This is a genomic window from Roseofilum capinflatum BLCC-M114 (genome assembly GCF_030068505.1).
GTDB lineage: Bacteria > Cyanobacteriota > Cyanobacteriia > Cyanobacteriales > Desertifilaceae > Roseofilum > Roseofilum capinflatum.
Map to the genome: position 1 here is coordinate 14,334 of NZ_JAQOSO010000058.1, position 12,968 is coordinate 27,301.

The 12,968-nt window shown below is 46.4% G+C and carries 8 protein-coding genes; 3 read left to right on the forward strand and 5 right to left on the reverse strand.

Translation table 11 applies throughout. The features are described 5' to 3' along the window. Nucleotides 1-27: 27 nt before the first annotated feature. Entirely contained in the window at nt 28-807 is a 780-nt protein-coding gene (locus PMG25_RS11140; protein WP_283766973.1) for a hypothetical protein, read from the forward strand. A 131-nt stretch (nt 808-938) separates the two neighbouring features. On the opposite strand, the gene PMG25_RS11145 is transcribed toward PMG25_RS11140, so the two are convergent. Beyond that, nucleotides 939-1,259 carry a DUF2973 domain-containing protein gene (locus tag PMG25_RS11145; protein WP_283766974.1) on the reverse strand — a complete coding sequence of 107 codons (321 nt, stop codon included), beginning with the start codon at nt 1,257-1,259 and terminating at the stop codon, nt 939-941. Nucleotides 1,260-1,514: 255 nt separating this feature from the next. Here PMG25_RS11145 and thrS point away from each other — a divergent pair, with 255 nt between their 5' ends. Continuing rightward, nucleotides 1,515-3,338 (forward strand): threonine--tRNA ligase, encoded by a 1,824-nt coding sequence (thrS, locus tag PMG25_RS11150; protein ID WP_283766975.1) that lies wholly within the window; start codon nt 1,515-1,517, stop codon nt 3,336-3,338. A 112-nt stretch (nt 3,339-3,450) separates the two neighbouring features. On the opposite strand, the gene PMG25_RS11155 is transcribed toward thrS, so the two are convergent. From PMG25_RS11155 to PMG25_RS11170, 4 genes are all read right to left on the reverse strand, one after another. Next, nucleotides 3,451-4,572, reverse strand: coding sequence for a hybrid sensor histidine kinase/response regulator (locus PMG25_RS11155; RefSeq protein WP_283766976.1), 1,122 nt, complete (start codon nt 4,570-4,572; stop codon nt 3,451-3,453). Between the two features lie 14 nt (nt 4,573-4,586). Continuing rightward, nucleotides 4,587-7,751: a PAS domain S-box protein gene (locus PMG25_RS11160; RefSeq protein ID WP_283766977.1), complete on the reverse strand. Its 3,165-nt coding sequence runs from the start codon at nt 7,749-7,751 to the stop codon at nt 4,587-4,589. A gap of 69 nt (nt 7,752-7,820) precedes the next feature. Beyond that, nucleotides 7,821-9,518 carry a helicase HerA domain-containing protein gene (locus tag PMG25_RS11165; protein ID WP_283766978.1) on the reverse strand — a complete coding sequence of 566 codons (1,698 nt, stop codon included), beginning with the start codon at nt 9,516-9,518 and terminating at the stop codon, nt 7,821-7,823. Nucleotides 9,519-9,591: 73 nt separating this feature from the next. Further along, nucleotides 9,592-10,347 carry a GDSL-type esterase/lipase family protein gene (locus tag PMG25_RS11170; RefSeq protein WP_283766979.1) on the reverse strand — a complete coding sequence of 252 codons (756 nt, stop codon included), beginning with the start codon at nt 10,345-10,347 and terminating at the stop codon, nt 9,592-9,594. A 277-nt stretch (nt 10,348-10,624) separates the two neighbouring features. On the opposite strand from PMG25_RS11170, the gene selD reads away from it, so the two are divergent. Then, nucleotides 10,625-12,862, forward strand: coding sequence for a selenide, water dikinase SelD (selD, locus tag PMG25_RS11175; RefSeq protein ID WP_283766980.1), 2,238 nt, complete (start codon nt 10,625-10,627; stop codon nt 12,860-12,862). Nucleotides 12,863-12,968 lie beyond the last annotated feature (106 nt).

Below are 12,968 nucleotides of genomic sequence, written 5' to 3' on the forward strand. Positions count from 1 at the left end.
ACTGGTGTCACCGAAAAGGAGAAATTTATGAAACTTTCTGTTATCAATCCAGTTTCTCAACAGCAAACCCTGAATATCATCTTGGCTTCAACTCGGTTTGCAGAAACTTGTGTCCATGGACTCATCGATGGGCAACCATCCCATACCCAAATTTGTCGCAATACCCAAGAGTTATTGCATAGTGTACGACAAAAAGTAGCGGATCTGTTGATTTTAGATATACTTTTCCTGCAACATCAAACCCAGCGCTTTTGTTGGCGCTTGCAAGACCTTTATCCAACACTAAGGATTATAGTATTGGGGAAAACAGAAGCAGAGCTATCTGGTTGCAATTGGGTGTATGAATATCCTAATGTTTCCACAGCCGACATTTCTACTTATTCATCTAAAGTAAGCCAGTCTCCAATGACTACTGATTCTCAGCCTAACCCCTCTGAGTCCCCAAATCTAGCTAAACAAGACCTGTATTTAACGTCAGTAGTCGGTGCGGCAGTGTTTGATTTAAGCGGTTTACCCCGTGAATATTTGGTGACTGATGAGGTGGATAATGTCAGTTGGGTACAAACCGTGTTTCAAGCCTTGGGACTGCGATCGCTGCTGATGTCCTCCCTGCAACTTGAGGGCTTCCACTATGCCAGCACCTGTGCCGATGGATACCGAGCAATTGTGGTTAAACAAAAAGATCAATATATTGCCCTATTACTCAAACCAGAGAATTCCCATCCCGTAACCCAAGAGCTTATCCACTGGGCTAGAACCTTTAACCCCGACGAACTGAAGCTTTATCCCCAATTCCGGTTAGCTTAACTCTTAACAACTCAACGGTGTGAAGTGAGTGAATTTATCAAGGGTTAAGCAGGGTTCCATTCTTTCCCATCCAGTTTCTTTCCCACTTAACCCTATCCCTGAGCTAAATATAAATATTATCTCAACAGATTTTAACGATCGTCTTGCCGATCCTTAACGGAAGACTCTGGAGAAGCATTATACAGAGAATCAAGCTTGTCACGGGCATCTTCTACAGTAATCGATCGCATCACCAGTAAGGGTTCTTTGATTAGAGTTCCGCTTTCATCCAAAAACTCAGGATGGGGAACCTGAGTGGAAGAGCTACCATGGGAATTAACCGGAATATCATTTACCTTCGGGGGATAGTTGCGTGTACTTTCGGAACCGAGAACCATCAAGTTGCGGATTAAATTGCCAACGGCGATAAAAGCTAAGGTGGTGAAAGCAAAGACGTAAAGCAGATGTAGCATTATACAACTCTCCAAATTGCGTTTGAATCAAAAGGGATATTGAATCGGAGTGTAGGGCCATATGACCCCGATCGCGATCAATCTAGGGATTTACCAATACTCTCTATCATAAGCTTAACGTAAGTTACCTTTCTTTACATTTAGAAATTTAAGCTTAACTTAAGATTGATCCCCCTGATGTATGGCAGAGCAAAGGATCGTACAAAATTGATATAGACTCATTAGAGCGTCCCTTATTTAGCAATTAAGCGACCCATGCCTCCAGAAGACTCCAAACAACCCCAACTCATGGAACAAGAAGCGCCTCAAATCCATCTGCCTCGCACCAGTGAATCCGAGACGTTGAAAAAAATTCGCCATACCACCTCCCACATCATGGCTATGGCGGTACAGAAACTCTTTCCCAAGGCTCAAGTGACCATCGGCCCTTGGATCGAAAATGGATTTTATTATGATTTTGATTGTCCCGAACCCTTTACAGAAAAAGACCTGAAGGCGATCAAAAAAGAGATGATCAAGATCATCAACCGCAAACTCCCCGTTGTTCGGGAAGAGGTGAGTCGGGAAGAAGCGAAGGAGCGGATTGAAGAACTGCAAGAACCCTATAAACTGGAAATCCTCGACGATATCAAAACCGAGCCGATTACAATCTATCATTTAGCCGATCAATGGTGGGATTTATGTGCTGGCCCCCATGTGGAGAGTACAGCCGATATTAACCCGAAGGCGATCGCCTTGGAAAGTGTAGCCGGAGCCTATTGGCGCGGAGATGCCAACAAAGCCCAACTTCAGCGCATTTACGGAACCGCCTGGGAAACCCCCGAACAACTGACCGAATATCAACGACGCAAAGCAGAAGCACTCAAGCGAGACCACCGCAAACTTGGTAAAGAACTGGGATTATTCATTTTCTCCGATCAAGTGGGGCCCGGTCTTCCCCTCTGGACATCTAAGGGTGCAACGGTTCGCAGTTTGCTGGAAGACTTCCTGAAAAAAGAACAGCTCAAACGGGGTTATCAGCAAGTGGTGACTCCCCACATTGGCCGGGTAGACCTGTTCAAAACCTCTGGTCATTGGCAAAAATACAAAGATGACCTGTTCCCGATGATGGGAGAATCGGAAGCAGAAGGGTTTGTTCTCAAAGCCATGAACTGTCCCTTCCATATCCAAATCTATAAAAGTGAACTCCATTCCTACCGGGATCTTCCTATTCGGTTAGCCGAGTTTGGCACAGTGTACCGCTACGAACAATCGGGCGAACTGGGGGGACTGACCAGGGTGCGCGGGTTTACTCAAGATGACTCGCACCTATTTCTGACCCCAGAACAGTTGGATGAAGAGTTTTTAAATGTGGTGGATTTAACTTTAAGTGTGTTTAAGACGCTGCGCTTAAGCAACTTCAAAGCCAGATTAAGTTTCCGCGACCCAACCTTGGATAAGTATATTGGCTCCGATGAAGCCTGGGAAAAATCCCAAAATGCCATCCGTCGCGCGGTGGAAACCTTGGGTATGGATCATTTTGAAGGCATTGGAGAAGCGGCCTTTTACGGGCCAAAACTCGATTTTATTTTCCGGGATGCCCTAGACCGGGAATGGCAACTGGGAACGGTGCAGGTGGATTATACTTTGCCAGAGCGCTTCGATCTGACCTATGTTTCCGAAGAAGGAACCCGCGAACGTCCGGTGATGATTCACCGCGCTCCTTTTGGTTCGTTGGAGCGGTTAGTGGGAATTCTGATTGAGGAATATGCGGGAGATTTTCCCCTTTGGTTAGCTCCGGTGCAGATTCGCTTATTACCGGTGAGTGAAACTCAATTGCCTTTTGCCCAAAAGGTGGCCGAGGAAATGCTTAATTACAATATCCGCGTAGAAGTGGATCGCAGTGGGGAGCGGTTGGGTAAACAAATTCGCAATGCGGAGAAAGAGAAGGTTCCCATTATGAGTGTGGTTGGAGCGAAGGAAATGGAGGCAGAGAGCCTGAATATTCGCACCCGCGCTAAGGGTGAATTGGGTGAAATGCCTGTAAAAGAGGTGATTCAGAGGATGGTGGAGGCGATCGCCTCTAAAGACGATTTCTAGACCTGAAAAGATATAGCAGAGAAAGGGAAAGTTAGGACGTTTTCTATTGCCTATTGCCTTTTGCCTATTGCCTCAAACAATAACCTAACTGTCCTAACCAACTCCTTCTCTGCTATAGAATAGTTTCATTCACCTGCGGTAGAGAAGGGAGCCAAACCCGGAACGTTGTCCCCATCCCCACCTGACTAAAAACCTCAATGGTTCCCTGATGACAGTCCACAGCTTGTTTAACAATATATAATCCAATACCGGTTCCCTTAATTTTGCCCACATTACTCGCCCGTTCAAAGGGATCATAAAGATTGTCCAACTCCTCGGCTGGAATTCCAATCCCCCGATCGCGAACTTCTAAGACTACCCCCTCCTGTTCAGCCATTAAAGTTAAACTCACCTCTCCGCCTTCCGGTGAATACTTAATCGCATTAGAGAGTAAATTATTCAAGATATGCTGAAGAATATCTTCATCAATATACAGCCATAAATCATCCTGATGCGACTCAAACTTCAAAGAACTTTTCTGGCTCGCTATAACTTCAAAGAACTCCAATCTTTCTCGACAAAAATTGACCACATCAATCTGCACCGGATTGACCGGTAATTTATCAGACTCTACCTGATCGATCGTCAGCATCTCCTCCAGTTGTAGCGTCATATTCTTAATCGCGATTTGCATTCGATCGAACTGCTTGTTTTTTTGAGATAAACTCAATTCATTACCATATTGTCTCAAAATTTCTAGAGAAACCAAAATATGGGTTAACGGGGCCCGTAAATCATGGGAAATCATAGAGACAAAACGAGACTTGAGCTGATTCAACTGTTGCTCTTGATGCCAAAGAGATTTGATTTTTTGATCCTGTTGGTGTTTAACCAGAGACATGGCGATCGCCGACTTAATATCTTCTAGCTTTGCCGGTTTATTCAGGTAGCCATAGGGCAAGGTTTGAGTCGCTTCTTCCAAGGTATTCCCATCACTAAACGCCGTTAAGTAAACAATGGGAATATCATAGTCTTGAAGGGCACGAGCTGCGTCAATACCACTCATTTTTCCTTGTAACTTAATATCCATTAAAATCAAATGGGGGGGATTAGCCCTCACTCGATCGATCGCGGCCTCTCCCGTTTTGACGATGCCCGAAACTTCATACCCTAATTGTTGAATATTATCCGCTAAGTTGTGAGCGGCAATTAGCTCATCTTCAACAATTAAAACTTTTTTGGCTACATCTATCATATTAAATCACCTGATTAAGAACTCTGTTCAAACTTTAAGTGAAAACGGGTTCCATTCTCTGACTGCACTTGTAGATCTGCATCTAACTGATCGGCTAAAATATACACTAAACGCATTCCTAGGGAAGACGAGTGCCCCCTAGCCTCAGAGGGTAGACCTACTCCATTATCAACGATTTTTAAATCCAGTTGTCCATGGTCAATTTCACGGAATTCAATCCACACGGTTCCCTCTCGATCGCCGGGGAAAGCGTGTTTGAAGGCATTGGTGACTAATTCATTGATAATTAAACCGGTGGGAATGGCGGTTTCGATATTCAGTTGCACAGGATCGGCATCAATGTCTAAGTGAATTTGATGGGATCGCATTCCATAGGATGCCGAAATACTCAGAACCAAACTATGGATATATTCGGCAAAATCAATCCGGGAGAGACTCTTGGAGCAATAGAGCTTCTCATGAATCAGAGCCATGGTTTTCAGGCGTTTTTGGCTATCGAGTAATAGGGAATGAAGGGCTGGATCGCTCACTTGTCTCGATTGCATATCCAGTAAACTATAGATAATATTGAGATTATTTTTAACTCGGTGATGGATTTCCCGCAGCAGCACTTCTTTTTCTGCTAAGGACGCTTTGAGCTGGGCTTCCGCTTGTTTGCGATCGCTCACATCAAAAATCGCACCATCCAGATAAACCAGCTCCTGTTGGTCATTCCAGACCCCTTGACCTTTCTCGTAAACCCAACGGATACTGCCATCACGGGCAATCATGCGATATTCGAGTTCAAAGGGACAGTGTTGCTCTAAAGCGAAATCAACCTCCTCTTGTACCCAAGGTAAATCTTCAGGATGAAGTAAGACCGCTATCCCTGGTACAATTCCAGACATCATCTCTTCTGCGCTATACCCGATGATGCTTTCAATGGCATCATTAATGAATTCTATTGTCCAATCTCGATTGGGTAAACAGCGATAAATGATCCCTGGAATGTGGGAGACTAAGGTTCGGTAGCGCCTTTCGTTTTCTTTGAGGGCAAGTTCGACCTGTTTGCGATCGGTAATATCTTGAATGAGTCCAAAGAGTTTGATCGGCTCTGCGCGATCGTTAAAAACGACTTGTCCTTGGGCCCAAACGGTGCGGACTTCACCGGAAGAGCGAAGAATGCGTAACTCGAAATCATATTCTTGTCCCTGGGAAATGGCTTGCTCAACTAGGGCTTGAAATTGGGCCCGATCGTCGGGGTGATATTGTCGAATATGTTGGGCATAGGTTGGAGGTCGATCCCAACTGGGATCTTGACCAAAAATGCGGAACACTTCTTCTGACCAAAACATTTCTTGGGTGAGCAGATCGAATTCCCAACTCCCTAACCCAGCAGCCTTCTGGGATGCAGAAAGCAATTGTTGACTTTTCTGTAGAGCGGCTTCTGCTTTTTGCCGATCGCGCAAATCGCGGGCGATCGCACAGCTATACTCTAAGCCCTTATACTGAAAGAAATTGAGATTAATTTCGACGGGAATCTCCAGACCCGATTGAGTTTCATAGGTCGAGTCCAGGCGCAGAAATCCCGATTGTTTCACCTCTTGCCAATAGAGGGGCCAACTCTGAGGAGAATAGGAGCGATCGATCTGGCTAATTTTCATCTGTAACAATTGGTCGCGGGAATATTCCAAGGTTTGACAGGCGCGATCGTTCACATAGATTAATTGACCCCGCGCATCGACCAATAAGACGGCATCCATCACCCGATTGAGGGTAAATTGAATTAACTGTAGGGTTTCCTCCGCTTGCTTACGCTTACTAATATTCTCGACAATCACGATCCCATAGGCAGGAGTTGGCTCTGAGGCTTGTCCCCAGGGGTCAGCAGTAGAAATTACAGAGGCAATCAGCTTAACCCACAAAAAGTCCTGGGTCTGATGAATACACCGTTGTTTGACCTGAAAGGAAGGAATTTCTCCATTCATTAACCGTCTGAGGAGTTTGCGAGCTAATTCTTGATCGTCCGGATGGAGTAAATCGACCAAATTTAAGGACTGCAACTCCAGGGAAGAGTAGCCTAACATGCGGCACAAGGATAGGTTAACCCGTTCTAAGCCAGACTCACGATTGAGGATGGCAATTCCTAGGGGACTATCTTCAAAGATATGGCGAAACCGAACTTCACTTTGGCGCAGGGCCTTTTCAATCTGGTAGCGTTCCCTAATTTCTGCCTGAAGTTGATGATTGACCTGTTGCAGTTCTTGGGTACGCTGCTCAATGTGCTGTTCCATCTGTTCGCGAAGATGTTCTAAGGTTAATTCCGCCCGTTGGCGCTTTAAGGTATGGGTGAGTAATTCACTGGCCCATTTCAGTTGGGTAATGCGATCTTTAGTCCAAGTTTGAGTGGCTCGAATGGTGGCAAATCCTAGATATCCGATGAAATCATCATTCTCGATTAGGGGAATCAGCAATAAAGATTGAGTTTGGATCGCCGAGGCGATCGCCTGTTCTGCTTTGGCTTCTGGAGGAAAATCTTGTAGGGCGTTAATGGCGATGGTTTGTTGTTTTTGCAGGTGTTCCCTCCACCAAGGGGTTAATTCCATAGGAATTTGATGCCAGAAGGGGGGTAAGGGGCTAATTTCGGGATGATGCCATTGATAGCGCAACTGGGCAATCTGGCGATCGCTCACCAATTGAAATAGATAGGCGCGATCGCAATCATAATGTTGAGCTAAATGGCCAATAGCTGCTTCGATCTCCCGATCGAGTTCATGGGAGTTTAAGTGTATAAACTGAGTACAAAGACGACTCATCAAATGTTCAAATTCGATCCACTCTTTAAGTTTAATACCTAGTTCTTTTTGATCCGTACAGATTATATCCGTGCTTTCTTGGCCTAACACTTGCCAAGGATCTGGGGGGGTTAGACCCCACGTTTGGCTATAAAGGTTTAAGCTATGACTTTGGAATGTGGCGGCTTTATCCAGTAATGGGGGCCAATTTTCGGGGTTCAGATCGTGCTGAAGAAACTGGGATAAACTCTGATGATGCCAACGAGATAGGGTGGATAGGGGAATTTGGGCAGCGATCGCCTCTTGTATCCATTCCTCCAGTTTAGGGGGATATTCTCCTTCTTGTAGATACTCCTCAAGAAGGATGGTGTAATCTTCTATCCAACGTTGTTGCGGTCTCGACATTCTTGATTTGCCATGATTGATCCCCATTTTCTATTGTGCTATAAAACAGAAAAGATTGGGGATATCAGTTCAAAACCCTAAGTCACTCATGGCCGCTTCTTCTGCGGCAAAAAGCTCTTCATCGGGGATCTCTTCCCAAGCCGTTTCACCGACTTCGGTATAGAATTTTTGATCGTAGGGACGAGTTTGCACGACTACGGGCATGGGAACAGCATGACCTAAGATCAGCGCCTGTTGTTTAGAATCAAGTTTTGAGAGAACCGATCGCAAGTTTCCGGCTCCAGAAACCCCGGTAAAAATGGCTTCAATATCTTTATCATCATTCAGTAAGGCCGTCACGCGGGTTCCCATTTGAGACATCACTTCTTTGTCAATGCCAGAGGGACGCTGATCGACGACTAAGAGCGTCACAAAATATTTCCGCATTTCTCTGGCGATCGTGCCAAAAATAGTTTGGCTACTGATACTTGGATCGAGGAACCGGTGAGCTTCTTCGATGGTAATCACCAGGGGAAGGGGGCGATCGCTCGATTTTTTTGTCTGTAAAAAATGTTCGGCTTTTTTCACGTAGGATTGGTGAATTCGGCGAGTAATCATATTGGTGGCTAACATATAAGAGAGGAGATTCGCTTGAGAACCAAACTCGATCACCACATGCTTACCCGCAGCTAACGTATCCAGAATTTGCCCAAATGGATTTTGGCGAGTGACTCCCCTTAAATATTTCAGTTGCGTCAGGCGATTAAGTTTTCGTTGTAGCGCCGTAATCGAGGATTTACTACCATTATTATCGAGACAAAAGTCTTGGATCTGTTCATTACTCATATTTAAAAGTTCTAAGATCCAATTTTTTCCCAATTGATTTTTCAGCAAGAGGGCGCTATCTAAACTCGCTTCCGATAGATTGAGTTCCTGTTGCACTAATGCCAGATCTTCGACTTCGATTTGCTCAAAACTTAAATATAATTCTTGGGCATCGCGAATCCCCCGGCGTTTAGCCGATTCCGGATCGAGGGTATACACTTGCACTTGGGAGGGGAACAGTTGTCTTAATCCTTTGGCGGTGTTAACGGTTTTCCCTTCACAAACGGCTTCCCAACCATATTCAGAATGCATATCAAAGATTAAATTCACGCCCACTCGCTGTTTAATAATTCCAGAGAGCAAGAGGCGAGCTAAAAACGATTTGCCGGTTCCAGATTTGCCGAAAATTCCATTACTGCGTTCTACAAATCGGTCTAAATCAATGCAAATGGGAACATCCATATCCACCGGTTGACCAATGGAAAAATTATGGCGATGGGGATCATCTTCCCAACCAAAAACGGTACGAAAATCGAGTTCTTGGGCTTCATACACTTGGCTAAAGTGGCTGGGAATGGTTTTCACCGGTTTGAGGGTAAACTCAACGGAAGTTTGGGCAGAAAATGAGGCTAATTTCGATTCAACAGCCGGAAGTGATGCTTGTGTCTTCTGTTCTTCTGGGGTGATCATCAGCATGGGGGTGACTTCCAGGGTTCCGTAGGTACTACTCCCAGCTAGGACTTCTTGCAAAAAGAAGTTATTCGGATCGGGGGGATTGGCTAAAATGCGCGGACTTGCAGTTCCTAATGTTACATCAGTCAAGAGACAGAAAAAGCGCGATCGCCGCCCCTGGATGACTAGAAATTTGCCCACCCGCATTTCTTCGACTGAGACATCGGGATGCAAGCGCACTTCTAATCCTTTGGAGAGGGAACCTTGAACAACAGAACCGAGAGGAGTCATGGGGAGTTGCAACGTAATAACTTGAAAATTAGACTCCTATTTTATCTTTTCTCTTTTCTCTGTTCCCCATTCCCTAGCGCGAAGCGCTGTATTGTAGCGATCGCCCCGAACCTTGAGGTAGAATAACCCCCCCATCTAACCTCCGAATAGGTTCCCAAGCACAAATTTGTTGGAAAATGGTTTGATATCCCAAAACATTGGGATGCAGTCCATCAGAGCCGAGGCGCTCCTGTTGCCAACTGAGGGAATGTTGCATCCACAGATCGAACAAATCTAAATAAGGAATTTGGCGCTGTTCGCAAGCTTGGCGCGTTGCTTCCTTGTAGCGATATTGTTGGTCGTGGTTATAGTACAAACAATCTAAAAAGGGCATTTTCGACTCATCTACCGGAACCATCCCCACGTAGAGTACGGGACAGAGTTCTTTAGATTGATCCAATAAATGACTTAATTCTGCCTGAAACTTGTCAAAATCTGTATAGTTGCGCCCTTGGGGACGAGATACACAAGCCGAATCATTCAACCCCACCGATAAAATTAACAGATCCGGGAGACGATTCCGCAACTCTCCCCGGCGACAAAACTCGCATTCTAACCGTTGGACAACCTGCGGAGTGCGATCGCCTCGTACTCCCAAATTATAAACCACATGGCCCGCACTCTCTGGAGCCATCCACGAGCGGCGCAGGCGCTCCACCCAACCCCCACCTTCCACATCCCCAAAGCCATAAACCAGACTATCGCCAAAGGCAATAATTTTCAGGGTAGAACCCTTCTGAGAGGGACGAGTTGAACTCTGGGACGCTGATGCAATAGGACAATAGTGCATGGACAGAACGCTCAAACTAGGGTGGACAGCCGTATCATCAGGCGCAATTCACCAGCAGGCTGGTGAAGTTGACCCAATATAGTTGTACACTGTAACGGAAAATTTACGAAGTAATGAAAAATTTACAACCCGGCAAGAAGAATCAACCGTTTTCCAGGGATGCAGTTGCGGTAAAATCCCAGAGATGGTGACCCTCGATCCTGTATTAGTCTCTTAGGGAACCCAAACCCTCTTTACCCAATTTTTAATTTTTAATTTTTAATTTTTAATTGATATCATGGCCCAGACCCTGAGCAAAGAAATTGTATTGATTGGTGGAGGACACGCCCATGCGATCGCCCTTCGTCAGTTTGCTCTCAATCCCATTCCAGGCGTGCGTCTTACCCTAATTACCGATACCCTACACACCCCCTATTCTGGGATGTTACCGGGGCATATTGCCGGGTTTTACAGCTTTGACCAAACTCACATCGACCTACACCATCTCTGTCAATTTGCTGGGGCCCAACTGTACCGAGATCAGGCCATTGGTCTAGATTTAAAGCGCAACCAAGTCTCTCTTGCCCATCGTCCCCCCGTCCGCTTTGACCTGCTCTCGATTGATATTGGCAGTACCCCCAACCAACTCCAAGTGCCTGGAGCGGATAAGTATGCTATACCCGCTAAACCGGTTTCCCAGTTTCTCAACCGTTGGCGAGAGACCATTGAAGCCTTTGCCCGTCATCCGACCAAAACCCTAAAACTAGCCATTGTGGGGGGAGGTGCAGGGGGAGTCGAGTTAGCGCTCACGATGCAACAGGGGTTATTTGTCTGCCGACAAGCGACGGGGGGAATGCGGAATATTGATGCTTCCTTTGTCATGTATACGGCTTCGTTTCCAGAGATTCATGTCGTTCATCAGGGGCGAGAGATTATGACCTCCCATAACCGAGTGGTGCGGAAACGTCTGACTCAGTTAATGGGGAAACGGGATATTCAATTGCATTTAGGGGAAAAGGTGACTCAGGTTTCAGAAGAGGGGATTAAGTGCGAGTCTGGATTTAGCTTAGAGTGCGATCGCATCTTTTGGGTGACTCAAGCTTCGGCTCCCCCCTGGTTAAAGGCGGCCGGTTTAGCCACCGATAAGGATGGGTTTATTTTAGTCAAGGATTCCCTGCAATCGATTTCCCATCCCCAAGTGTTTGCGGCTGGCGATATTGCCACCATGGTGAACTATACCCGGCCCAAAGCGGGGGTGTTTGCGGTGCGCCAAGGCAAGCCGTTATATGAGAACTTAAAACAGGAAATTTTGGGCAAAGCGCCGAAACCCTATCGCCCACAACCGCAAATTTTAGGACTGATTGGTACAGGGGATGGGAAGGCGATCGCCTCTTGGGGCAAATGGGGACTGGGGCCCAACCCTCTCCTGTGGCGCTGGAAGGACTGGATCGATCGCCGATTTATGGCTCAGTTTGAGGACTTTGGGCGATCGCCTACAGAGCCGTCCGTTGCCCCAATTCCCATTCCCCCAGAACGTATATCCTCAGCAATCCAAAGAATTATCACAGATAATCCCAAGTTAGACTCCTTAATCGATCTGGCCAACCCTGGGGACAAGGTAGCCCTCTGCTCGGTCACCCCTGGCATCCTCATAGAAAGTATGGATTTACTCACCGATAGTCTGCACGATCCTTATTTATTTGGGATGCTGGCCACTCACCATTGCTTAAATCCCATCCTCGCTAGGGGAGCCTCGCCCCATAGTGTCTTAGCATGGATACAATTGCCCCCTAGTCTACCGGCACAACAGGAAGAAACCCTCTATCAACTGCTATCGGGCAGTTTACAAGCTTTAACTGTCAGTCAAACGCCATTGGTCGCCTGTCGTGCTTCCCTGGGCCCCACTTTATCCCTAGGATTTTCTAGTCAAGGCCACGCTTATCCCGAACAGATCTTACATCCGCAAAAATTGCAACCGGGACAAGTGTTAATCCTGACTAAACCTTTGGGAATAGGCGCTCTCCGGGTGGCCATGGAGCAGTATAAAGGCAGGGCACGATGGTTAGAAGGGGCGATCGCCTCAATGATTCAGTCCAATTATCCAGCATCCCTGACCTTTGTGGAAACTGGGGCCACCGCTTGCACAGCAGTGGGCAATTTGGGTTTATTGGCCCATTTGGCCACCCTGATAGACAAGAACTCTGTGAGCCTTAACCTCAATCTCGATCGTCTGCCCGTTTTGGAAGGGGCCCTAGAAAGTTTGCACCAAACTGGATGGAGTTCATTCCATCAGCAAAACCGGGCGAGCGATCGCTATGTGCAAAATGCCTCTATTTTTGATTCCCATCCCGTTTATCCCCTCCTGTTCGATCCTCAATGGTCTGGGGGGTTAGTCGCCGGTATTCCCCAACCTCAAGCCGAAGAATGTTTGAAACTCCTGCAAGATTTAGGCTATACCCACAGCGCCATTATTGGTGAAGTTCATCTTCCCGCAGGCGACGTGCCCCCCATTCAATTGACCATCGATGAGGAATAGGGAATAGGGAATGGGGAATGGGGAATGGGGAATGGGGAATAGGGAATGGGGAATGGGCAATAGGCAATAGGCAATAGGCAATAGGCAATAGGCAATAGGCAATAGG